Genomic DNA, 22,662 nt, shown 5'->3' with positions numbered 1-22,662 from the left:
GCTGTTCTCCTGTTCTTGCGGCCTCACCCGTTCCGCGCGGCGGGCGTGTCCCTTGCTGCCCGGCGGGCCGTCACCGACGGCCCCTGCCGCCGCCCGCCGCCCGGCGGGACGCCGTGCCGGAGCCCTCCTGCCCGGCCGTCGGCGCCGCGCGGGCGGCCCCGGGTCACCCGATCGGAGCAGACCATGGGCCGCCGCAGCGCCGTGGGCCGCCGGCCCGCCGCGCGGTCCGGGCCGGGGCGGTCACTCGACGACGAGCTCGACCGGGATGTTGCCGCGGGTGGCGTTGGAGTACGGGCAGACCTGGTGCGCCTGCTCGACCAGCGTGCGGCCAGTGGCCTCGTCCACCGAGTCGGGCAGCTCCACGCGCAGGGTGACGGCCAGACCGAAGCCCGCGCCCTGCTTGCCGATGCCGACCTCACCGGTGACCGCGGCGTCCGCGAGGTCCACCTTGGCCTGGCGGCCGACGAGGGCGAGGGCGCTGGCGAAGCAGGCGGCGTAGCCGGCGGCGAACAGCTGCTCGGGGTTGGTGCCCTGCCCGTTGCCGCCCAGCTCGACCGGCGGGGCGAGCTGCACGTCCAGCTTGCCGTCGGAGGTGTAGGCGCGGCCCTCACGGCCGTGGGTGGCGGTGGCGACGGCGGTGTACAGCGCTTCCATGGGGACCATCTCTCTCGTGGATCGGTGGGGGCGTGCGCCCCGCGACCAGTGAAGCACCCAATTTAATTGTGTGCAACCGAATGCCCCGGGAGCTACTCTGTGGGCATGACGACCGAGGTTGAGCCCACCGCCGTGCCGGAAGAGGACCTGCTGCGGCTGGACACGCAGATCTGCTTCTCCCTGCACGCCGCCTCCCGCGCCTTCAACAGCGTCTACCGGGTGCTGCTGAAGGACCTGGGCCTGACCTACCCGCAGTACCTGGTGATGCTGGTGCTGTGGGAGCACGGCGAGACGCCCGTGAAGGAGCTGGGCGCCCGGCTGCGTCTGGACTCCGGCACCCTCTCGCCGCTGCTCAAGCGCCTGGAGGCGGTCGGCTGCATCGTCCGGGAGCGCAGCAGCCGCGACGAGCGCTCGGTCGTGGTACGCCCGACCCCCGAGGGGACGGCACTGCGGGAGCGGGCCGTCAGGATCCCGCCCCGGATCATGGCCGCCAGCGGCTGCACCGTCGACGAACTGCGCGACCTCCACTCCCGTCTCGCCCGGCTGACCGCCGCGCTCGACGCCGCCGCCCGTCAGGGCGCGCCGGAGCCCCGGTGACCGTGACCCGCCGTACCCGGAGCCTGCTCTCCGGCGCCGCCGGTCCGCGGCCGGATGGCGATGCGGTGAAGCTTCGGAGAACCCTCACCGTGCGGTCGGCGTAGCGTCACCCGTGTGCCGCGCGGCGGGTCTACGATGCGCCGTGATGAGCCCTGTCCCCCGTGCACCGCACGCCCTCGCGCGCACGCCGGCCGGATCCCGGCTGCTCGCCCTGGCGGCCGCCTGGCTGCTCACCCGTGCCGTGATGCTGTGGCTGCTCGCGCACAACTCGCTGCGCGCGCTGGGACGCGGTGCGGTGGCGCGCGAAGTGTGGCTGCTGTACCACGACTGGTCCCAGGTGCTCGCCCACGGCGCCTTCCCGGCGCACGACACGCTCTGGCAGTACCCGCCGGGCGCCGCCCTGGTGCTGCTCTCCCCGGTCCTCGTGCCGGGGCTGACCTATTTCCAGGCGTTCGTGGCGCTCACCCTCGCCGCCGACGCGGTGATCGCCCTGGCGCTGGTCCGGGCGGGCACCCGTCCCGGCCGCAGCCTGCGCGGAGCCGCGTACTGGGTGCTGGGCCTGCCGCTGCTGCAGCACATCCCGCTGGCCCGCTACGACGTGCAGGTCACCGCGTGCGCCGTGCTCGGTCTGCTGGCACTGGCCCGCCGGCCCCGCACGGGCGGCTGTTTCGCTGCGCTGGGCGCCCTGGCGAAGGTCTGGCCGGTGCTGGTGCTGCTGGGCACCGCACGGGGCCGCACCACTCGGAGCGCCTGGACGGCGACGGCGCTCACCGCGGCGGCCGCCGGAGGGCTGCTCGCCCTGCTGTTCCGCAACCCGCTGTCCTTCGCGCGCCAGCAGGGCGGCCGGGGCGTGCAGATCGAGTCCTTCGGCGGGACCGTGCTGGCCCTGGCCACGCACGCCGGCTGGCCCGGCTCGGTGCGCTACCAGTACGGGGCGCTGGAGTTCACCGGCCCGCACGTGCGGACGGTCGCGCACCTCGCGCTGGCGCTGTCGGCGGCCGCCTTCGCGCTGCTCGTGTGGTGGCGGCTGCGGGCCCGCCGCTGGACACCCGCGACCCCGTACGACGCGGCGCTGACCGCCGTACTGCTGTTCACCGTGACCAGCCGGGTGATCAGCCCGCAGTACATGATCTGGCTGCTCGGGCTGGCCGCGGTGTGCCTCACCTCACGGCACACCAGCCAGCGTCCGGTGGCCGCGCTCATCGCCGTGGCGAGTCTGGTGAGCGCGATCGCCTACCCTGGCCTGTACGGCCAGGTGGCGGGCTGCACCTGGGTGGGCTGTGCGCTGATGCTGGCCCGCAACGGACTGCTCGCCGCCGCGGCGGCGATCTCGTTCGCCCGGCTGCGACGCTCCACGCACCTGGAGGTGTCCGACGCACAACCCGCGCCGGTCGGGCACCGTCTGCCGCACGGGACACCCAGTCCCTCGTGACGAGACCCGCCCGGCTCCGCCCTACGCCCGACCCGCGACCCCTGCCGTGGACTTGATGCACACTCATCCGAGCCAGAATCCCGAACAGAGCCCGTCCCGCGTCGCCGTCGTCGTCATCGGCTACAACGACGCCCGTCACATCACCGAAGCGGTGCGCTCCGCCCTCGACCAGGGGCCCGTGGTCCGCGAGGTGATCGCCGTCGATGACTGCTCGACCGACGGCAGCCCCGAGCTGCTGGCCCGCCTGGCCGAGAGCGAGCCGCGCCTGCGGGTGGTGCGCCGCTCGGCCAACAGCGGCGGCTGCGGCAGCCCCCGCAACACCGGCATCGACGCGGTGACCTCGCCGTACGTGATGTTCCTCGACAGCGACGACGTGCTGCCGCCCGGCGCGGCGCGGGCGCTGCTGGACGCCGCCGAGCGGGAGGGCACCGAGGTGGCGGCGGGCCTGTGCGTGCGCCGCGAGCTGCCCTCGGGACGCGAGGTGCCCTGGCAGGAAGGGCTGTACACGCAGCGCACCGTCCTCACCGGCCCCGGGCGGCTGACCCGCCTGGTGCCCGACACGCTGTGCGTCAACAAGCTGTACCGCACGGACTTCCTGCGCGAGCACGCCATCCGCTTCCCCGAGGGCCGCTTCCCGTACGAGGACATCGTCTTCACCGCGCGGGTGCTGGCCGCCTCGCCCCGGGTGGCCCTCGTCCCGGACCGGGTCTATGTGTGGCACGTGCGCCGCTCGGCGCGGCAGCTGTCCATCTCGCTGGACCGCGGACACATCGACAACTGGCAGGCCCGCATCACGGCCGGCCGGCAGGCGCACGAGATCCTGCTGGGCGCCGGCCACAAGGACCTCGCGCGGGCGGCGCGCGCCAAGTTCCTCGACCACGACCTGCGCATGTACGTCCGCGAGCTGGGCCTGCGCGACGCGGAGTACCGGCGCGCCTGGTGGACGCTGACCCGGGCGTACCTCGGCGAGTACGACGCGGCCGACTTCACCGCGTCCCCGGTCGCGCCCGGCCGGCTGATCGCCCGCGTGATCCTGGCCTCACCCGAGCCGCGCGACCTGCCCCGGCTGCGGGAGCTGGCCGCCCGCCCGGCCCGGCTGTGCCCGCCCTACGCGCGCGACGACCAGGGCACCCCCGTGTGGGCGCCCGATCTGCCCCAGGTCACCCTGGAGCCCTTGCCGGCCCTGCCCGCGCACCGGGCGCCGCTCGCCGTGGACGCCGCGCTGCTCGCCCGCGCGTCCCGTAGCGTGCTGCGGCTGCGCCTGCACGAGATGTACGGCCAGGTCGCGGTCGCCGGGCCGCGGACGCTGGAGATCGAGTGGCGGCACCGGGACGCCGGCCGGACGGCCCGGCGCACCACGGTGGCGCTGACCCCGGCGGGCACGGACGTGTGGTCGGCCCGGACGCCCGTGGACCTGGCGGCGCTCGGCTCGGGCACCTGGGACCTCAGGCTGCGGGTGCACTTCGCCGACGGCACCAGCAGCGAGACGTCGGCGCACGCCCTCGCGCACCGCGGGCTGCTGTCCCGCCGCGTCCTGCCGAGCCTCCGCTTCGGCGTTCTGCTGGCCCAGCCCTACGCCACGCACTCCGGCGCGCTCGCGCTGCGTCTGGCGACCGGCCCGTCCGGCGTCGCCACGGTGCTGCGCGGCAGGCTCGGCCGCCTGTTCCGCTGAGATCGGCGCCCGCGCCGGGAGGGCCCCCTACAGCGCCTTGACCGCCGCGGCCGTCCCCCGGGCCAGGGCGTCGAGGTAGCCCTGGGGCAGCTTGGGCGACCGGATGACGACCGCGCGCCAGTACAGGGGGCCCGAGATCAGGTCGAGGGCGAGGTCGCGGTCCAGGCCGGAGCGGATCTCCCCGCGCTCCTCGGCCGCCGCGAGGATGCTGCTGGCCACGCTCTCCTGGCCGTCCCGCAGTGCCCGCTGCACCGCCTCGGCCATGTCCGGGTTGCGTGCGGCCTCGGCCTGCAGGTCGGGCAGGATCTGCGAGACCACGGGGTGGCGCAGCGCGCGGGAGGTCACCTCGTACAGCAGGCGCAGGTCGCTCTCCAGGGCCCCGGTGTCCGGGGCGGGCAGCCCCTGGACGGCCAGCGCCGAGACGATGTCGAGCACCAGGTGCAGTTTGGAGCGCCACCGGCGGTACACGGCCGTCTTGCCGACGCCGGCGCGCCGCGCGATGCCCTCGATGGACATGCGCGCATAGCCGACGGCCGCGAGTTCCGCGAAGACGGCGGCCCGGATCGCCTCCGTGACGTCCTGGCGCAGCACCGCCGCGCCCGCGGGCGCACGGCGGCGCGGCCGGGTCGGTGATGCGCCGGCGTTGGTGGTCATGGTCCCCAGCTTAGACGTGACGACGAAACGGTTGCGTTCCGACGTCGACTCGCCGTACGCTCACGTTGCGACGATACGGTTCCGTTCCGACGTAAGAGAACACCAAGAGACCGGTAAGGAGCCCGGCGCGCCGGGCCGCACCCAGAAACGAAAGCAGCGGATGTGAGCCAGGTCCTCCACACACCGCCCCACGGCGCGGCGCACACCGGCGAGGACGACCTCGCGGCGCTCGCCGCCCGGCACGGCCTGTCCGTCAGCGGCGCCCGCCCCGGCCTGCCCGAGTACGTCCGGCAGCTGTGGGCGCGCCGCCACTTCATCACCGCCTTCGCCACCGCCAAGCTGACCGCCCAGTACAGCCAGGCCAGGCTGGGCCAGATCTGGCAGGTGGCCACGCCGCTGCTCAACGCGGCGGTGTACTACTTCATCTTCGGCGTGCTGCTCGGCACCAAGCACGGCGTCGACGACTACATCCCGTTCCTGGTGACCGGCGTGTTCGTGTGGACGTTCACGCAGAGCTCGGTCATGGCGGGCACCCGGGCCATCTCCGGCAACCTCGGCCTGGTGCGGGCCCTGCACTTCCCGCGTGCCGCGCTGCCCATCTCCTTCGCCCTGCAGCAGCTGCAGCAGCTGCTGTTCTCGATGGCCGCGCTGCTGATCATCCTGTTCTGCTTCGGCATCCCGGTCGGCCCGTCCTGGCTGCTGACCATCCCGGTGCTGGTGCTGCAGTTCGCCTTCAACGCCGGGGTCGCGATGATCATGGCGCGGATGGGCGCCAAGACCCCGGACATCGCCCAGCTGATGCCGTTCGTGCTGCGCACCTGGATGTACGTCTCCGGCGTGATGTTCAGCATCGACAAGACGCTGCGCGAGACCCACCTGCCGCACGCCGCGCAGGTGCTGCTGGAGGCCAACCCGGCCGCCGTCTACATCGACCTGATGCGCTTCGCGCTGATCGACAGCTTCCACGCCTCGCAGCTCCCGCACCATGTGTGGGCCTACGCGCTGGGCTGGGCACTGCTCGCCGGCGTCGGCGGTTTCGTCTGGTTCTGGAAAGCCGAGGAGAGGTACGGCCGTGGCTGAGCGGAGCGAGGAGAACGTCCCCACCGTCATCGCCGACCGGGTGGACATCGTCTACCGGGTGCACGGCACCGGCGCCGGGCGCGGCCCGGCCACCGCCGCACTGCACCGCATCCTGCGCCCCGGGAAGGCGGCGAAGGCCGCGGGCGTGCGCCGGGTGCACGCGGTGAAGAAGGTGTCGTTCGTCGCCCGCAGGGGCGAGGCCATCGGCCTGATCGGCACCAACGGCTCGGGCAAGTCCACCCTGCTGAAGGCGATCGCCGGTCTGCTGCCGGTGGAGAGCGGCGCGATCTACACCGACGGGCAGCCCTCCCTGCTCGGGGTGAACGCCGCTCTGATGAACGACCTGACCGGCGAGCGCAACGTCTACCTCGGCGGTCTGGCCATGGGCATGTCCCGCGAGCAGATCAAGGCCCGCTACCAGGAGATCGTCGACTTCTCCGGCATCAACGACAAGGGCGACTTCATCTCCCTGCCGATGCGGACCTACTCCTCCGGCATGGCCGCCCGGCTGCGGTTCTCCATCGCCGCCGCCAAGGACCACGACGTGCTGCTCATAGACGAGGCGCTGGCCACCGGCGACCGCGCCTTCCAGAAGCGCTCCGAGCAGCGCATCCGCGAGCTGCGCGAGCAGGCCGGCACCGTGTTCCTCGTCAGCCACAACAACAAGTCCATCCGCGACACCTGTGAACGGGTGCTGTGGCTGGAGCGCGGGGAGCTGCGCATGGACGGCCCGACGGAGGATGTGCTGAAGGAGTACGAGGCGTTCACCTCGGGCCGGCGGTAGCGCGCGCTCACGGGCCGCCCCGGCGCCGCGCGTCCCCGCGCCCGCCCGCCCGGGCGGCCGTCAGGGCGTGGCCGCGTACAGCATCTGGCCGCCGGGACCGCGGGTCACCGGGCGCAGCCCCGGCTGCATGGGCCGCCGCGCGCTGTCGACGACCCAGCGCACGTGGTACCGGTCGAGGATCTGCCGCCGCACCTCGGGCGGAGTGCGGCGGGTGTAGTAGTACCGCACGTCCCACTCGCGCCGTACCGCGTCCTTGAGGAAGAAGTCCGGGTAGCCGGGAGCGACGGTGTAGACGCCGTAGGCCGGGAGCAGCCGGTTGGGGAAGTCCCGGGCCATCACGACGTCGCCGGGGCGCACGTACGGGGTGATCCACGCGTAGTCCGTCCAGGGCGGGGTGTAGTGCACCGCGAGCACCTCGGGCAGCGCGGCCCGCCCCAGCACGTAGCCGAGCACCCCGGCCTGGGCCCAGGCGCCGGCCGTCAGCGCGGCGGCCAGCGTCCAGGCCCAGCCGGTGCGCACCGCGCGCCGGTGGCCCGGGTGCAGTACCTCCAGCGCGGCGGCCAGCTGCGCCGGGATCAGCGCCGCGGGCAGGGCCCGGCCCCACTCGTAGTGGCCGGTGGCGTACGCCGCCGCGCACACCAGCGCGCCGAGCGCGAAGAAGACCGCCAGCACGTCGCGCCGGTCGCGGCGCAGCCGCGGCACCAGCGCGGCCACGCCGAGCAGCGCCAGCCAGTACCGGCCCGCGAAGTCGGTGAACAGGGCGCGGTGCACCCCGTCCAGGTCGCCGCCCTCCCAGAACAGGGCGAAGAAGTCGTAGTACGGCCACAGCCACAGCACCAGCGCACCCGCCGCCGCGGCGGCGGCGAAGCGCGGCCAGCGGGTCCGCGGCGGGCGGGCGGCGACCACCACGGCCAGGTCGCCGAGCGTGGCGACGATCCCGGTGAACTGGTGGCACAGCAGGATCACCGCCCACAGCACCCCGAGCCCCAGCCAGGCCCCCCACCCGCTGGGCGTGCGCAGCGCCCGGGTCAGCCAGGCCCAGTGGTGGAAGGCCAGGCCCAGGGCGAGCACGCTCGGGTAGGACACCGTCAGGGCCAGGGAGTTCAGGGAGATGAACCCGCTCCAGTTGATGACGTCGGTCCCCCACAGCAGCACGAGGCTGAAGGCGGCGAGCGCCGGCGCGGCCCGGTGCGTGCTCAGTGTCCGCACGTACCGCCACACGCCGGTCGCAAGCAGCGCCAGGCCGGCCAGCGCGGCCAGCCGCAGCACGGCGAAGACGTCGAGGCGGCCGGCCCTGGCCAGGCAGCCGAGCAGCACCATCCACGGCGAGTAGTAGGGGCTGGGGGTGTCCGCGTCGACGAGCGGGTTGCCGGGGTGGCGCAAGCTGTGCCGCAGGCGTTCCACGGTGGCCGCGTGCATGCCCAGGTCGCCGGCCCAGGGAAGCCGCAGGACCACCACGAACAGCAGCAGGAGCAGCAGTGCGGCGGCCACCCGGGAGGCGGCCGCCCCGCGGCCCGCGCCCGGTGCGCGCGGCGCGGCCCGGCCGGGCAGGCGCGCCTCAGGCGGCGCTGCGCGCATCGTCCGGAATGACCCGGGTGCGGCGGGCGGCGTTCTGCGCCGTGCGGACGACCGTGCGGACGACGGCCGGCGTGACCGGACGGTGCCGGGCGGGGCGGCGTGCCGTGCCCCGCGCGAAGGCGGAGGCGGGCGCGGCCGGGCTCTCGGGAAGGTTCGCAGTCACGCGCGTCACTGTATCCGAGTTGTCCGGATAAGAATGAAAAGTGACCTTTGCGAGGGCGTTTCCCGGGGCAGCGGCGGGAACGCGACGGCGCCCAGGACCGTGCGGTCCTGGGCGCCGTCGCGCATGCCGGGTGCCGGGCTTACGAGTGCGTGCGCAGCAGGGTGCGCATGGTGCGCATCGCGACCGACAGGTTGGCCAGATCGAACGCGTCCGAGCTGCGGATCTCCTCCAGCGTGGTCCGCGCCCGCGCCAGGATCGCCGCGTTCTTCTGCTCCCACACCTTGTACCGCTGCTCGGGCGTCGCGGTGTCGTCGCCGGCGGCCAGCACGTCCGCGGTCAGCGCCGCGTGGGCCGCGTAGAGGTCCTCGCGGATCGCGGCGCGGGCCATGGACTGCCAGCGGTCGGCGCGCGGCAGCTCGAGGATCCGGTCCATCAGCAGGGTGATGTCCAGCCGGTCGGCGAGGTCGTAGTACACCTCGGCGACCTCCAGCGGGTCCTTGCCCATGCGGTCGGCCACCGAGACGATGTCGAGCGCCGGGAAGGCGGAGGAGAACCCGGCCACCCGGCCGGCCAGCTCGTCCGGGACTCCGGCGGCCGACAGCTCGTCGTAGACCTGCTGGTACCACTCCAGGTCCGCGCCCTTGAGCAGCTTGGGCAGCTGCGCCCACACCTGCTCGACCCGGTCGGCGAAGAACTCCACCGTCTCGCTCAGCTGCAGCGGCTGCGGCCGGTTGTTCAGCAGCCAGCGGGTGCCGCGCTCGACCAGGCGGCGCGAGTGCAGCCGGATCCGGGTCTGGACGTCGGCCGGGACCTTGTTGTCCAGCTCCTCCACGGCGTCCCACACCGGAGCGGAGCGGAAGATCGCGCGGGCCGCGGTCTGCGCCCGGACGATCTCCTCCAGCGAGGCGCCGGTCTCCTCCCGCAGCCGGTGCAGATACGTCGTACCGCCGGTGTTGACGGTGTCGTTGACCAGCACCGTCGTGGTGATCTCCCGGCGCAGCGGGTGGTTGTCGATCTGCTCGGCGAACTTCTTGCGCAGCGGCGTCGGGAAGTAGGCGTGCAGCAGGCCGCGCAGGTACGGGTCGTCCGGCAGGGAGGTGCGCAGCAGCTCCTCGGCGACCGTGATCTTCGTGTAGGCCAGCAGCACGGCCGTCTCGGGGCCGGTCAGGCCCTGGCCCGCGGCCAGCCGCTCGCGGATCTGCCGGTCGGTGGGCAGGAACTCCAGCGCCCGGTTCAGGTGGCCCTCGCGCACCAGGTGCTTCATGAAGCGCTGCTGGGCGTGGAGCATGTCCTTGGACTGGGCGAGCGCGTTGGCGATCGCCGTGTTCTGCGCGTAGTTGTTGCGCAGCACCAGGGCGCCGACCTCGTCGGTCATCTGGGCCAGCAGCTTGTTGCGCTGCTTGACGGTCATGTCGCCGTCCGCGACCAGGCCGTTGAGCAGGATCTTGATGTTCACCTCGTGGTCGGAGGTGTCCACGCCCGCGCTGTTGTCGATGGCGTCGGTGTTGACCTTGCCGCCGGCCTGCGCGAACTCGATCCGGCCGAGCTGGGTGCAGCCCAGGTTGCCGCCCTCGCCGATGACCTTGACCCGCAGGTCGCGGCCGTCGACCCGGATGGCGTCGTTGGCCTTGTCGCCGACGTCGGCGTGGGACTCGGTGGAGGCCTTGACGTAGGTGCCGATGCCGCCGTTCCACAGCAGGTCCACCGGGGCCTTGAGGATCGCCCGCATCAGGTCGGCCGGGGTCATCTTGGTGACGTTGTCCTCGATGCCCAGCGCCTCGCGGATGTGCGCGTTGACCGGGATGGACTTCAGGCTGCGCGGGAAGACGCCGCCGCCCGGCGAGAGCAGCTCGGTGTTGTAGTCGGCCCAGCTGGAGCGCGGCAGCTCGAACAGGCGGCGCCGCTCGGCGTAGGACGTGGCCGCGTCCGGGTCCGGGTCGATGAAGATGTGCCGGTGGTCGAAGGCGGCGACCAGGCGGATGTGCTCACTGAGCAGCATGCCGTTGCCGAACACGTCACCGGACATGTCGCCGATGCCGACGACCGTGAAGTCCTCGCTCTGGGTGTCCACGCCCAGCTCGCGGAAGTGCCGCTTGACCGACTCCCAGGCGCCGCGGGCGGTGATGCCCATGCCCTTGTGGTCGTAGCCGGCGCTGCCGCCCGAGGCGAAGGCGTCGCCCAGCCAGAAGTCGTACTGCGCGGCGACCTCGTTGGCGATGTCGGAGAAGGTCGCGGTGCCCTTGTCGGCGGCGACGACGAGGTAGGTGTCGTCGCTGTCGTGCCGGACCACGTCCTTGGGCGGCACGACCTCGCCGGCGACCATGTTGTCGGTGATGTCGAGCAGCGCCGAGATGAACGTCCGGTAGCTGGCGATGCCCTCCGCCAGCCAGGCGTCCCGGTCCACGCCCGGGTCGGGCAGCTGCTTGGCGACGAAGCCGCCCTTGGCGCCCACCGGCACGATCACGGTGTTCTTCACCATCTGCGCCTTGACCAGGCCCAGGATCTCGGTGCGGAAGTCCTCGCGCCGGTCGGACCAGCGCAGACCGCCGCGGGCGACCTTGCCGAAGCGCAGGTGCACGCCCTCCACGCGCGGCGAGTACACCCAGATCTCGAACGCCGGGCGCGGCGCCGGCAGGTCCGGGATGGCCTGCGGGTCGAACTTCATGGAGACGTAGTCGTGCGGCCGGCCCTCGCCGTCCAGCTGGAAGAAGTTGGTGCGCAGGGTGGCCTTGATGACCGTCAGGAAGGACCGCAGGATGCGGTCCTCGTCCAGCGAGGCCACCTGCTCCAGGGCCGCGTCGGCCTCCTCCAGCAGCGCGTCCACCAGCTCGCGCCCGGCCCGCTGTCGCTCCGGCGACAGCCGCGCCTCGAACAGGGAGACGAGCAGCCGGGTGGTGTGGACATTGTTGCGGAGGGTGTCCTCCATGTAGTCCTGGCTGAACGTCGACCCGGCCTGGCGCAGGTACTTGGCGTAGGCGCGGAGCACCATCGCCTGCCGCCAGGTCAGCCCGGCGTCGAGCACCAGGGCGTTGAACCCGTCGTTCTCCGCCTTGCCGGTCCACACGGCGGCGAAGGCGTCCTGGAACCGCTCACGGGCGTCGTCGGCGAGGTGGTCGCCGCCGGTGGCCGCGGGCGGGATGCGCAGACCGAAGTCGTAGATCCACACCGTGGAGCGGTCGGCGCGGCGCAGCTCGTACGGCCGCTCGTCGGTGACCTCCACGCCGAGCCGGCTGAGCACCGGCAGCACCTGCGAGAGGGAGACCGAGCCGCCCCTCTGGTAGATCTTGAACCGCCGCTCCTCGGGACCGGCGCCCACCGGCTCGTACAGGCTCAGCGCGAACGTCGTGTCGTCGTCGAGCTGCTCCAGGTGGACCAGGTCGGCGACCGCGGCGCGCGGCGTGTGGTCGGCCTTGTACCCCTCGGGGAAGGCGTGGGCGTAGCGGCGCAGCAGCTCGGCGGCGCGTTCCTCGCCCAGCTCGGCGGTCAGCGCCTCGGAGAACGCGTCCGCCCAGGAGCGTGCGGCCTCCGCCAGGCGGGCCTCGATGCGCTCCTTGTCGGCGTCGGACAGCTCCGGCAGTTCGCTGCCCTGCGGGACACGGACCACGAAGTGCAGCCGGGAGAGGACCGACTCGGTGTTCCAGGCGGTGAAGTCGACGCTGTTGCCGCCCAGTTCCTCCTTGAGGATGTCGATGATCCGCAGGCGCACGCCGGTGGTGTAGCGGTCGCGCGGCAGGTAGACCAGCGCCGAGTAGTAGCGGCCGTACTCGTCCTGGCGCAGGTACAGCCGCAGCCGGCGGCGCTCCTGCAGGTAGAGCACGGAGGTGACGATCGACTGCAGCTCGTCGACCGGGGTCTGGAACAGCTCGTCGCGCGGGTAGGTCTCCAGGATCTGCAGCAGGTCGCGCCCGTCGTGGCTGTTGGGCGAGAAGCCGGACAGCTCCAGGACTTCCTCGACCTTGCGGCGGATCACCGGTACCCGGCGCACCGACTCGGTGTAGGCGGCGGAGGAGAACAGGCCGAGGAAGCGCCGCTCGCCGACGACGTTGCCCTGCTCGTCGAACTTCTTGACGCCGATGTAGTCCAGGTACGACGGCCGGTGCACGGTGGCCCGGCTGTTGGCCTTGGTCAGCACGAGCAGCTTGTGCTCGCGGGCCTTGGCGCGCGCGTCCGCGGGCAGCCGCTCGAAGGACTCGCTGACCGGGTGGTCGTCGTCACCGGCGTGGTGGGGGTCCGCGCGCAGTATGCCGAGCCCGGTGCCGGGCACCGCGGCCAGGGAGTCGTCGTCGCGCAGCCGGTACTCGCGGTACCCGAGGAACGTGAAGTGATCGTCGGCCAGCCAGCGCAGCAGCTCGCGGGCCTCCTCCACCTGCGGCTCGGGCAGGTCGTCGGGGAGCGGCTCGTCGGCCAGGCCGTCGGCGAGGCGGATGGCCGCGCCGCGCATCTTCTCCCAGTCCTCGACGGCCTCCCGCACATCGGAGAGCACGCGCAGCAGGTCGGCGGTGATCTGCTGCAGATCGGCGCGGTCGGTCTCGCGGTCGATCTCGACATGGATCCAGGACTCCACATGGGCGTCGTGCGGCAGATCGTCGCCCGCCGACGCCTCGGTGAGGACCTCGAGAAGCTTGCCGGTCACGTCCCGGCGCACGACGATCTGCGGGTGGACGACGACGTGGATGCCGCGCCCCTGGCGGGTCAGCTCGTTGGTGACCGAGTCGACCAGGAACGGCATGTCGTCCGTGACCACCTCCACGACGGAGTGGCTGCACGTCCAGCCGTTCTCCTCCACCGTCGGGGTGTGCACGCGGACACTGGCGGTTCCCTGCGGGCGGTGCTCGGCCAGCCGGTAGTGGGAGAACGCGGCTCCGAAGACGTCGACCGGGTCGCGGTCGGCGAGGTCCTCGGGGGCGGTGTGCAGGTAGTAGCGCTGGAGGAACGCGAGCACGGCGTCCCGGTCCGGGGTGCCCTTGTCGGTCGTGCCGGTCGGGAGGCGTCCCCCGGCCGGACCGTTCTCAGCTACCCGGGCGGCCCGCTCGAGCAGCTCGGCCTTGGCTTCGTCCAGCTTGGTCTGCATTGTCCTTTGGCTCCTGTCGCGCGCCGTTGCGTGACGTTGAAGGGAGTACGGTCTCTTCCCCTCGGGCATGACGTCGCGGACCGGGGTGTCCGGTCTCTACAGACGCTATGCCGCAAGGTGCGATGATCGGGGGAATATCAGCCATTTTCGACACGCCCGACGGATGTGACGCCGCTCTCGGCAGCGCCGCCGCCCGGGTCCGGCGGGGCCTCGTGGAGGCCGTCGCGACTCCGTGCCGCCCGCAAGGACCAGCGACCGCCGCCCGGTCACGGCGGTCCGTGCAGCCCGGGCGCAGAGCGGGAACGACGACGCCCCCGCGGACTATCGCGCTGATCACCTGACAAGGCTATCGCTCTTTACGGGTCACCCGTCATGAGCCGTATGTGTACAAAACCGAGGGCCGGATTTTGACGTTCTGCACAGCGGTGACGCCCCGTCCCCCGGCGTATGCGTCAAGGACGGCCGGGCCTGTGGTGGCCGAGCCGGTGGCGCTGTGCCCAGCCTGTGTGCTGCGCCCAGGTGTGCTGCGCCGAGCCTGTGTGCCGCGCCGAGCCTGTGGTGCGCGACTCAGGCCGCGAGGCGGTGCGCCTCCTGCACCGCTTCCCGCAGGGTGTCCACCACCGGGACGCCGACCGCCTCCAGGCTCGCCCGGCTGTGCGAGCCACCGGTGTACAGCACCGCCTGCGCTCCGGCGTGCCGCGCGGCCAGCGCGTCGTCGGCGGCGTCCCCGATCACCACGGTGCGCGCCGGGTGCACCGTGTGGGCGAGGGCGTCCAGGTGCCGCACCATGTGCTCGGCCTTGCTCCCGCCGGACGGTCCGGTGCGTCCCTGGACACGTATGAAGTGGGTCTCGATGCCCAGGCGCCGCACCAGCGGGACCAGCTCCTCGTGCCCGTACATGCTCAGGATCGACTGGCTGTGCCCGGCCGACGTCCACCCTTCGAGCAGCTCCAGCGCGCCCTCGGCCAGCCCGCAGCGGGCGCGCTGCTCGGCGTAGTGCCGGTGGAAGACGTCGTCCATCAGCTCCCACTCGTCCTGGGTGGGCAGCCGTCCCATCAGGCGCTCGTAGAACTTCGGCACCGGCACGCAGTACAGCGCGCGGTACTGCTCCAGGCTGATCGGCTCCAGGCCCATCACCGCGAAGGCGGCGTTGGTCGCGCCGATCACGGCCTCGTTGTCGTGGAACAGCGTGCCGTTCCAGTCCCAGACGATGTGTGCCCCTGAGTGCTTGCCCATGCCGCAAGACGGTACTCCCTGCCACCGACAGTGACAGCCGGTCCCGGACGTCCGGCGGGCTCCCGGTCGCGGTTCAGGCCACGCCGTCCGCCCCGAGGAGGTTCGGGATCTCCTGGGTGGCGTACCACAGCAGTTCGTGGTCCTCGGCGCCGTCCACCACGAACTGTGCGTCGTCGTCGCCCTGGTCCGCCGCCTTGAGGGCCTGAGCCGCGGCGGCCACGTCCGCCTCCGCGTCGTCGGCGTCCACATGGACCGCGGCCGCTCCGGCCAGCCGGACGGCGCCCGTCACCCGGACCTCGCCCAGCGCCGCGGGGTCCAGGCTGCGGTCGGGGTCGGCGCTCGCCGCACGGTCGGGGACGTCGACGGCCACCACGACCCGGCGGCGCGGGGCGCCCGCGTCCGCCGCCAGCAGCCGCAGCGAGGCCAGCGCGGCCCGGCTGAGCGCGGCGTACTCCAGCTCCTCCACGTCGTCGGAGAGGTACCACTCGCGCAGGCCGGGCGTGACGGCGTAGGCCACGAGGCCGTCCGTGCCCAGCTCTCCCGTCTTGTACGCCTCGGCGAGACCGGGGAGGGTCAGAGGGACGTAGACGCGCATGCCGGCTGCTTTCCTGGTCGTCTCGTGGGTCAAGGCTCCGGGGCGTGCCGGAGACGGCCTTCAGGATACGTGCGACGTCCCCTTTCGTGTCCTTGGACGCCCCCGGCTCGCGTCCACCGGGCGCCCCGTGCCTCACCCGCCCGTGCCGCGGCCGCTCAAGGCTCCATGGCGGCACGACCACCCGGATGAGTGAATGTGAGGGACATCCACGGTGCGCCGTGGCTTCCTTGCCCGCTGCGGTCACGTCCCGTACAAGATCCCCTGCAGAAAGTTACCGCGCAGTACAGCCACTGCCGTCACCACCGGAACGGGGACTCATGTACAAGGTCATGACCAGGGCACAGCGCCGCCCGGGCACCCGCCCGCCGGGCCGTCACGACACCCGTCGGCCGGGCAGCGGACCGGGCATCCGCGCGAGCCGCCCGGCGAACGCCGCCGGCGCCCCGGGCACGGCACGCGGCCGGAGCGCTGGGGGAAGCACCCGGGTGTCCGCCGGAGAGCCGGCGCACACGCCCGGGACGACGCTGCCGTGCGGGCCAACCGGTGTCTCCCCGGCCGCCCGCGTACCTGCCGCACGGGTACCGGCCGCGCGGGTGCCGGTCGCACGCCCGGCCGGCGGCCCCTGCCTCACCTCTGTCCGGCCGCGGGACGGCCGGGAGGTCTCCGCGGCGGCCGCACGGGCCGTGGCGGGCGCGTCGGCCGTGGCGGGCGGTACCGGAGCCGGCCCGTCGGTTCCGTCAGGGCCGTCGGTACCGTCAGGCCCGTCGGGTCTGTCAGGCCCGTCGGTTCCGTCGGATCCGTCGGGTCCGTCGGGTCCGTCGGGTCCGTCGGCGGATCCCGTCACCACCGACGTCTTCGCCGAGAAACTGCTCGCCGTGCTCAGCGGGCAGCGGCCGGTGCACTGGATGCTGCGGCACACCGTCGGCCAGGCCTACGACGAGCTGGCCCGGCTGGCCGCACGCTTACCGCTGCGGGCCCGCGGCACCCGGCCCGTGGTGCGCGACATCGGCCACTGTGAGCCCCGGCCGGGCGCCCTGGAGGTCTTCGCCCGCATCGCCGCCGGTGACCAGCTGCGCGCGCTGGCCTTCCGGCTGGAGCGGGACCGTGATCTGCGCTGGCGGTGCACGGCGGTGGAGCTGGGCGGCCCTCGCCCGCCGAGGCGCCGCGAGGCGTGAACGGGACCGGGTCCGCCGGGCACCCGGAGTGTGCCGGGCACGCGGAAGGCCGGGCCCTGACGTCAGGCACCCGGCCTTGCTCACGGTCGCGGCCCGCGGCCGCGTCGGCTCACTTCTTGCGGCGCCGTCCGCCCTTGGCCTGCTTGCGGCGCTCGGCCCGGGTGAGACCGTCGGCCTGGGACCGGACGGGCTGGCCGTCGGTGGGGAACTCGCCCTCGATGACGCCGCCCTCTCCGTCCACGGTCGGCGCGGTGAAGTGCAGGTCGCGACGCTGCGGGGCGTCCAGGCCCTTGGCCCGGATCTCCGGCCGGGCACCCGCCTGCGCGGGCACCGCGTCCTGGGGCGCCTTCTCCAGGGACGGCGCGGCCTGCTCGACCGGGACCTCCTCGACCTGCTGCTCGACCTGGACCTCCAGGTTGAACAGGTAGCCGACGGACTCCTCCTTGATGCCGTCCATCATGGCCTGGAACATGTCGAAGCCCTCGCGCTGGTACTCCACCAGCGGGTCCTTCTGCGCCATGGCGCGCAGGCCGATGCCCTCCTGGAGGTAGTCCATCTCGTACAGGTGCTCGCGCCACTTGCGGTCCAGCACCGACAGCACGACCCGGCGCTCCAGCTCACGCATGATCTCCGAGCCGAGCTGCGCCTCGCGGGCCTCGTACTGCTCGTGGATGTCGTCCTTGATGGACTCGGCGATGAACTCGGCGGTCAGGCCCGCCCGGTCGCCGGCCGCTTCCTCCAGCTCCTCCACGGTCACCCGGACCGGGTACAGCTGCTTGAAGGCGGCCCACAGCCGGTCGAGGTCCCAGTCCTCCGGGAAGCCCTCGGAGGTCTCCGCCTGCACGTAGGCGTCGATCGTGTCGTCCATGAAGTGCCGGATCTGCTCGTGCAGGTCCTCGCCCTCCAGGACACGGCGCCGCTCGGCGTAGATGACCTCGCGCTGCCGGTTGAGGACCTCGTCGTACTTCAGGACGTTCTTGCGGGTCTCGAAGTTCTGCTGCTCGACCTGCGACTGCGCGGACGCGATGGCGCGGGTGACCATCTTGTTCTCGATCGGCACGTCGTCGGGGACGTTGGCCATCGACATCACGCGCTCGACCATCTGCGCCTTGAACAGGCGCATCAGGTCGTCGCCGAGGGAGAGGTAGAAGCGGGACTCGCCCGGGTCGCCCTGACGGCCGGAACGGCCGCGCAGCTGGTTGTCGATCCGGCGGGACTCGTGCCGCTCGGTGCCGAGCACGTAGAGGCCGCCGAGCTTCTCGACCTCCTCCTTCTCGGCCTTGACGGCCGCCTCGGCGCGCTCCAGCGCCTCGGGCAGGGCCGCGGCCCACTCCTCGATGTGCTCCTCCGGGTCGAGACCGCGCTGACGCAGCTCCGCCTCGGCGAGGTCCTCGGGGTTGCCGCCGAGCTTGATGTCCGTACCACGGCCCGCCATGTTCGTCGCCACGGTCACGGCACCCTTGCGGCCCGCCTGGGCGACGATCTGCGCCTCGCGCTCGTGGTGCTTGGCGTTGAGCACCTCGTGCGGGATGCCGCGCTTGGTGAGCTGCTGCGACAGGTACTCCGACTTCTCGACGGAGGTGGTACCGACCAGGACCGGCTGGCCCTTGGCGTGCTTCTCGGCGATGTCGTCGACGACCGCCGCGAACTTGGCGGCCTCGGTGCGGTAGATGAGGTCCGAGTTGTCTTTGCGGATCATCGGCCGGTTGGTCGGGATGGGGACCACGCCGAGCTTGTAGATCTGGTGGAACTCGGCGGCCTCGGTCATCGCCGTACCGGTCATGCCGGAGAGCTTCTTGTAGAGGCGGAAGAAGTTCTGCAGGGTGATCGTGGCGAGCGTCTGGTTCTCGTCCTTGATCTCCACCCCTTCCTTCGCCTCGATCGCCTGGTGCATGCCCTCGTTGTAGCGGCGGCCGGCGAGGATACGGCCGGTGTGCTCGTCGACGATCATGACTTCGCCGTTGATGACGACGTAGTCCTTGTCGCGCTTGAACAGCTCCTTGGCCTTGATGGCGTTGTTGAGGTAGCCCACCAGCGGGGTGTTCACCGACTCGTAGAGGTTGTCGATGCCCAGCCAGTCCTCGACCTTGGTGACGCCGGACTCGTGGATGGCGACGGTGCGCTTCTTCTCGTCGACGTCGTAGTCGCCGGTCTCCTCGATGCCCTTGAGCGGGTTGCCGGCCTCACCGCGCTTGAGCCGGGTGACCAGCTTGGCGAAGTCGCTGTACCACTTGGTGGCCTGGTCGGCCGGGCCGGAGATGATCAGCGGCGTACGGGCCTCGTCGATGAGGATGGAGTCGACCTCGTCGACGATGGCGAAGTTGTGCCCGCGCTGGACCAGCTCGTCCTTGGACCAGGCCATGTTGTCGCGCAGGTAGTCGAAGCCGAACTCGTTGTTCGTGCCGTAGGTGATGTCGCAGGCGTACTGCTCGCGGCGCTGGGCCGGCGTCATGTTGGCGAGGATGCAGCCGACGGTCAGGCCGAGGAACCGGTGCACCCGGCCCATCAGCTCGGAGTCGCGCTCGGCCAGGTAGTCGTTGACCGTCACGATGTGCACGCCGTCGCCCGAGATGGCGTTCAGATAGGCGGGCAGGGTGCCCACGAGGGTCTTGCCCTCACCGGTCTTCATCTCGGCCACATAGCCCATGTGCAGGGCGGCGCCGCCCATCAGCTGCACGTCGTAGTGCCGCTGGCCGAGGACGCGCTTGGCCGCCTCGCGCACCGTGGCGAAGGCCTCGGGCAGCAGGTCGTCCAGGCTCTCGCCGTCGGCGTAGCGCTGCTTGTACTCGTCGGTGAGGGCCCGCAGCTCGGCGTCGGAGAGGTCGATGAAGTCCTCTTCGATGGAGTTGACCTGGTCCGCGATGCGGTGCAGCTTGCGCAGGATCTTGCCTTCGCCTGCACGCATGATCTTCGAGAGGACGGACACGGGAGTTGGTCTCCTTGCCGGTCGGGCCTGGGACGGTCTGTTTCCATGTGGCGCTGCTGAGCAACGGCCATCGTATGCGAGGACACGGCCCAGCCGGGAGGGCCTGCCGGGAGGGCACTCGTCGGGCTGTGGCACGTCGCCTTCACAGAGGACAACGCCCCGGGAGCGCCGATGGTGCCGCTGACCGCCCGTGATGTGCGCGAATCGTGACCGGCGCTCTTACGCGCGGCCTGATCGTCGTCCGGGCCCTCGCGGACAGAAGCGGGGACGCGGGCATGGCGTGGCGACACCCGGCAGCCGCACAATCAGCCGGGTGGACCCCGTCACGCTCACCACCGACCGCCTCGTTCTGCGCACCTTCCGGCCGCAGGACACCGACGCGGTGTACGCCGCGGCCCGGGACCCGGAGATCCAGCGCTGGATCACGCTTCCCTCCCCTTACCTGCCCGAGCATGCGCGGAGCTTCACCGAGCAGGTCGTCCCGCGGGCCTGGGCCGACGGCTCGGCGTGCACCTTCGGCCTCTTCCTCGGCAGCCCCGACGGAGACCTGGTGGGCGCGATGTCCCTGCACCGGGGCCCCGAGGGCACGGCGTCGATCGGGTATTGGTGTGCGAAGAGACACCGCGGTCACGGCTACATGACCGAGGCGGCGCGTGCCGTGGCCCGCTGGGCCTTCACCCGGCTCGCCGTCGACCGTCTGGAGTGGCGCGCCGAGGTCGGCAACACGGCCTCCCGCCGGGTGGCCGAACGGGTCGGGTTCACCGTCGAGGGCGTCCTGCGCAGCGCGCACGACCACCACGGGGTGCGCCGGGACTGCTGGGTGGGTTCGCTGCTGCCCTCGGACCTGGGCCTGCCCTCGACGTCGCCGTACCTGCCGGCTCCCCGCCGGGACTGATCCTGGCCGGGACCGACCGGCCCGGAATCCGGGCCGCCCGCCGGGGAACGTCGCAGGCCGGCCGCCGCTGTCAGTGGGTGCTCCTATCGTGCACGCATGACGACGCTCCCGCGCCCCACCATCGACCTCTCGGCGGACGAAGCCCGCCGCATCGTCCTGCGGGCCCAGGGCTTCCTCGGCGCGCCGGACCGGCGCGCCGGCGTGCGCGGCATACTGCGCGGCCTCGGTGCGGTCCAGCTCGACACCATCTCCGTGCTCGCCCGCTCCCATGAGCTGATCCCCTACGCCCGGCTGGGTGCGGTCGGCCGCAGGACGGTGCACGACACCTACTGGACCGCCGCCGGCGACGGCACCGCCCGTCCGCACGCCTTCGAGTACTGGGCGCACGCCGCGTGCATCCTGCCCATCGAGGAGTGGCCCCACTTCGCCTTCCGCCGCCGCGCCTACCGCAACCGCCCGCTGTGGAACCATGAGCTGCCCGACGGGGTGTACGAGCAGGTCATCAAGCAGCTGCGGGCCGAGGGACCGCTGACCGCGACGGAGCTGGGCGGGGCCAAGCGGACCAGCGAGTGGTGGGACTGGTCCGGCGCGAAGGTCGCCGTCGAGCGGGCGCTGATGTACGGCGAGGTGGTGTGCGTCCAGCGACGCGGCTGGAAGCGGGTCTACGACCTGGCCGAGCGTGCCGTCCCGCAGGAGCTGCTGCACGACGGTCTGGACGACGCGGAGTGCCTGCGCCGCCTGGTCGGGCTGGCCGGCCGGGCGCTGGGCGTGGGAACCAGGGCGGACATCGCCGACTACTACCGGCTCAAGGGCGAGCAGGTCGACGCGGTGATCGCGGACTCGGGACTGGTGCCGGTCCGGGTCGAGGGCTGGGACAGGCCGGCCTGGGCGCACCCGGAGGCGCTCGCGACGCCGCCGCGCGGCCGGCACCGCACCACAGTGCTGTCCCCGTTCGACTCCCTGATCTGGGAGCGGGCGCGCACCGAGCGGATCTTCGGGTTCACCCACCGCCTGGAGGCCTATGTGCCCAAGCACAAGCGGGTCCACGGCTACTTCGCGATGCCCGTCCTGGCCGGGGGCCGACTGGTCGGGCGGGTGGACCCGGCCCGCGAGGGCCGGACCCTGGTGGCCAAGCAGGTCACCGTGGACGGCACCAAGGCCGTACCGGCGGTGGCGCGGGCCCTGGTGGAGGCGGCGAGCTGGGTGGACTGCATCGATGTCCGCGTCGAACGGGTGGAAGCCCCGGAACTGCGGGCACCGCTGGAGCGTGAACTGGCCCGCCTGGTGGCCTGACGTCCGGACGGCCCCGCGGCCCTCTGCGTCAGGTCCGGCTGCCCGTCCGCGCAGCAGGCCGGTGACCGCGAATCGGGGATCCGGTGTGTCTACCGGATCTCCAGGATCTTCTCCCGCATCGCGTAGACCACCGCCTCCATCCGGGAGTGCAGCTGGAGCTTCTCCAGGATGTTGCGGACGTGGTTCTTCACGGTGTTCTCGGAGATGAACAGCTCCTTGGCGATGTCCCGGTTGTTCTTCCCGGTGGCCACCAGCTTGAGGACCTCCAGCTCCCGGTCGGTCAGCCGGGGGGCGGGGACCAGGCGGCGCTCGTCGGTGCGCTGGATCATCGACTTGAACTCGGTGAGCAGCTTCGACGCCATGGAGGGGCTGATCTGCGACTGGCCGTCGGCCACCGCCCGGATGGCGGTGGCCACCTCGTCGGTGGAGATCTCCTTCAGCAGGTATCCGGTCGCCCCGGCCTTGATGGCGTCGTAGAGGTCGGCTTCCTCGTCGCTGATCGTCAGCATGATGATCTTCGCGCTGGGGGCGACCTCCTTGATGGAGGTGCACGCCTCGATGCCGCCCCGTTTCGGCATCCGTACGTCCATCAGCACGATGTCCGGCAGCAGGTCGGCCGCCTTCTCGACGGCCTCGGCACCGTCGCCCGCCTCCCCGACGACCTGGATGTCCTCCTCGGCGGCGAGCACGATCTCCAGGCCGCGCCGGAAGAGGGCGTGGTCGTCCACGACAAGGACTCTGATCGGCTCCTTGCGGGACGTGCCCGTGTCCGGGCCCGTGCCGGCGGCACCGCCGTCGGCCTCCTCGTCCCGCATCGGTCCGAAGGTGTCCGTCATCGTTGCTTCCTCCCCCTGAGG

At 72.3% G+C, this 22,662-nt stretch carries 17 protein-coding genes; 8 read left to right on the top strand and 9 right to left on the bottom strand.

The annotated features are described in order from the left end of the window. Nucleotides 1-240: 240 nt before the first annotated feature. The gene (locus tag IE286_RS23805; RefSeq protein WP_189798830.1) at nucleotides 241-654 is read right to left on the bottom strand and encodes an organic hydroperoxide resistance protein; all 414 of its coding nucleotides are present in this window, start codon (nucleotides 652-654) and stop codon (nucleotides 241-243) included. A 105-nt stretch (nucleotides 655-759) separates the two neighbouring features. On the opposite strand from IE286_RS23805, the gene IE286_RS23800 reads away from it, so the two are divergent. The 3 genes from IE286_RS23800 to IE286_RS23790 all read left to right on the top strand — a co-directional run bounded on the left by IE286_RS23800 (nucleotide 760) and on the right by IE286_RS23790 (nucleotide 4,355). Then, nucleotides 760-1,251 (top strand): MarR family winged helix-turn-helix transcriptional regulator, encoded by a 492-nt coding sequence (locus IE286_RS23800; RefSeq protein WP_189798829.1) that lies wholly within the window; start codon nucleotides 760-762, stop codon nucleotides 1,249-1,251. A gap of 145 nt (nucleotides 1,252-1,396) precedes the next feature. Further along, nucleotides 1,397-2,683, top strand: coding sequence for a glycosyltransferase 87 family protein (locus tag IE286_RS23795; RefSeq protein WP_189798828.1), 1,287 nt, complete (start codon nucleotides 1,397-1,399; stop codon nucleotides 2,681-2,683). A 55-nt stretch (nucleotides 2,684-2,738) separates the two neighbouring features. Beyond that, on the top strand, nucleotides 2,739-4,355 hold the full coding sequence (locus IE286_RS23790) for a glycosyltransferase family 2 protein (RefSeq protein ID WP_189798827.1): 1,617 nt from the start codon (nucleotides 2,739-2,741) through the stop codon (nucleotides 4,353-4,355). Nucleotides 4,356-4,382: 27 nt separating this feature from the next. Here IE286_RS23790 and IE286_RS23785 read toward each other — a convergent pair whose 3' ends face one another. Further along, complete coding sequence (locus IE286_RS23785; protein WP_189798826.1) at nucleotides 4,383-5,009, bottom strand: TetR/AcrR family transcriptional regulator; 627 nt, start codon at nucleotides 5,007-5,009, stop codon at nucleotides 4,383-4,385. Nucleotides 5,010-5,171: 162 nt separating this feature from the next. Here IE286_RS23785 and IE286_RS23780 point away from each other — a divergent pair, with 162 nt between their 5' ends. Together IE286_RS23780 and IE286_RS23775 are read left to right on the top strand one after the other, a co-directional pair. Then, a complete protein-coding gene (locus IE286_RS23780; RefSeq protein ID WP_189798825.1) occupies nucleotides 5,172-6,089 on the top strand; it encodes an ABC transporter permease in 918 nt (305 codons plus the stop codon). Next, nucleotides 6,082-6,873, top strand: coding sequence for an ABC transporter ATP-binding protein (locus IE286_RS23775; RefSeq protein WP_189798824.1), 792 nt, complete (start codon nucleotides 6,082-6,084; stop codon nucleotides 6,871-6,873). Before IE286_RS23780 ends, IE286_RS23775 begins: the two co-directional genes overlap by 8 nt. 60 nt (nucleotides 6,874-6,933) lie before the next feature. Here IE286_RS23775 and IE286_RS23770 read toward each other — a convergent pair whose 3' ends face one another. The 5 genes from IE286_RS23770 to IE286_RS23750 all read right to left on the bottom strand — a co-directional run bounded on the left by IE286_RS23770 (nucleotide 6,934) and on the right by IE286_RS23750 (nucleotide 15,516). Then, a complete protein-coding gene (locus tag IE286_RS23770) occupies nucleotides 6,934-8,451 on the bottom strand; it encodes a hypothetical protein (RefSeq protein WP_229863476.1) in 1,518 nt (505 codons plus the stop codon). Further along, nucleotides 8,432-8,614 carry a hypothetical protein gene (locus IE286_RS23765; protein WP_189798823.1) on the bottom strand — a complete coding sequence of 61 codons (183 nt, stop codon included), beginning with the start codon at nucleotides 8,612-8,614 and terminating at the stop codon, nucleotides 8,432-8,434. The genes IE286_RS23770 and IE286_RS23765 overlap by 20 nt, the downstream gene beginning before the upstream one ends. Before the next feature lie 139 nt (nucleotides 8,615-8,753). After that, on the bottom strand, nucleotides 8,754-13,685 hold the full coding sequence (locus tag IE286_RS23760) for an NAD-glutamate dehydrogenase (RefSeq protein ID WP_189798822.1): 4,932 nt from the start codon (nucleotides 13,683-13,685) through the stop codon (nucleotides 8,754-8,756). A 567-nt stretch (nucleotides 13,686-14,252) separates the two neighbouring features. Then, entirely contained in the window at nucleotides 14,253-14,921 is a 669-nt protein-coding gene (locus tag IE286_RS23755; RefSeq protein ID WP_189798821.1) for an HAD family hydrolase, read from the bottom strand. Nucleotides 14,922-14,994: 73 nt separating this feature from the next. Next, entirely contained in the window at nucleotides 14,995-15,516 is a 522-nt protein-coding gene (locus IE286_RS23750) for a DUF6912 family protein (RefSeq protein ID WP_189798820.1), read from the bottom strand. An 875-nt stretch (nucleotides 15,517-16,391) separates the two neighbouring features. Here IE286_RS23750 and IE286_RS27810 point away from each other — a divergent pair. Next, entirely contained in the window at nucleotides 16,392-16,691 is a 300-nt protein-coding gene (locus tag IE286_RS27810; protein WP_308115068.1) for an Rv3235 family protein, read from the top strand. A gap of 109 nt (nucleotides 16,692-16,800) precedes the next feature. On the opposite strand, the gene secA is transcribed toward IE286_RS27810, so the two are convergent. Continuing rightward, nucleotides 16,801-19,617 carry a preprotein translocase subunit SecA gene (secA, locus tag IE286_RS23740; RefSeq protein WP_189798819.1) on the bottom strand — a complete coding sequence of 939 codons (2,817 nt, stop codon included), beginning with the start codon at nucleotides 19,615-19,617 and terminating at the stop codon, nucleotides 16,801-16,803. A gap of 313 nt (nucleotides 19,618-19,930) precedes the next feature. Here secA and IE286_RS23735 point away from each other — a divergent pair, with 313 nt between their 5' ends. Both IE286_RS23735 and IE286_RS23730 read left to right on the top strand, forming a co-directional pair. Next, entirely contained in the window at nucleotides 19,931-20,512 is a 582-nt protein-coding gene (locus IE286_RS23735; RefSeq protein WP_189798818.1) for a GNAT family N-acetyltransferase, read from the top strand. 96 nt (nucleotides 20,513-20,608) lie between these two features. After that, nucleotides 20,609-21,805, top strand: coding sequence for a winged helix-turn-helix domain-containing protein (locus IE286_RS23730; protein ID WP_189798817.1), 1,197 nt, complete (start codon nucleotides 20,609-20,611; stop codon nucleotides 21,803-21,805). Between the two features lie 89 nt (nucleotides 21,806-21,894). On the opposite strand, the gene IE286_RS23725 is transcribed toward IE286_RS23730, so the two are convergent. After that, nucleotides 21,895-22,641: a response regulator gene (locus IE286_RS23725; protein ID WP_189798816.1), complete on the bottom strand. Its 747-nt coding sequence runs from the start codon at nucleotides 22,639-22,641 to the stop codon at nucleotides 21,895-21,897. Nucleotides 22,642-22,662: the final 21 nt, after the last annotated feature.

The organism is Streptomyces thermodiastaticus (assembly GCF_014656135.1).
In the GTDB taxonomy this organism is placed as follows: domain Bacteria; phylum Actinomycetota; class Actinomycetes; order Streptomycetales; family Streptomycetaceae; genus Streptomyces; species Streptomyces thermodiastaticus.
Note: the sequence above shows the minus strand (reverse complement) of the source record. Positions and strands in the feature narration are given on the sequence as shown.

Coding starts and splice junctions, on each gene's coding strand:
- IE286_RS23805 (WP_189798830.1), bottom strand. CDS start 654: ATGGAAGCGCTGTACACCGCCGTCGCCACCGCCACCCACGGCCGTGAG.
- IE286_RS23800 (WP_189798829.1), top strand. CDS start 760: ATGACGACCGAGGTTGAGCCCACCGCCGTGCCGGAAGAGGACCTGCTG.
- IE286_RS23795 (WP_189798828.1), top strand. CDS start 1,397: ATGAGCCCTGTCCCCCGTGCACCGCACGCCCTCGCGCGCACGCCGGCC.
- IE286_RS23790 (WP_189798827.1), top strand. CDS start 2,739: ATGCACACTCATCCGAGCCAGAATCCCGAACAGAGCCCGTCCCGCGTC.
- IE286_RS23785 (WP_189798826.1), bottom strand. CDS start 5,009: ATGACCACCAACGCCGGCGCATCACCGACCCGGCCGCGCCGCCGTGCG.
- IE286_RS23770 (WP_229863476.1), bottom strand. CDS start 8,451: ATGCGCGCAGCGCCGCCTGAGGCGCGCCTGCCCGGCCGGGCCGCGCCG.
- IE286_RS23760 (WP_189798822.1), bottom strand. CDS start 13,685: ATGCAGACCAAGCTGGACGAAGCCAAGGCCGAGCTGCTCGAGCGGGCC.
- IE286_RS23755 (WP_189798821.1), bottom strand. CDS start 14,921: ATGGGCAAGCACTCAGGGGCACACATCGTCTGGGACTGGAACGGCACG.
- IE286_RS23750 (WP_189798820.1), bottom strand. CDS start 15,516: ATGCGCGTCTACGTCCCTCTGACCCTCCCCGGTCTCGCCGAGGCGTAC.
- IE286_RS23730 (WP_189798817.1), top strand. CDS start 20,609: ATGACGACGCTCCCGCGCCCCACCATCGACCTCTCGGCGGACGAAGCC.
- IE286_RS23725 (WP_189798816.1), bottom strand. CDS start 22,641: ATGACGGACACCTTCGGACCGATGCGGGACGAGGAGGCCGACGGCGGT.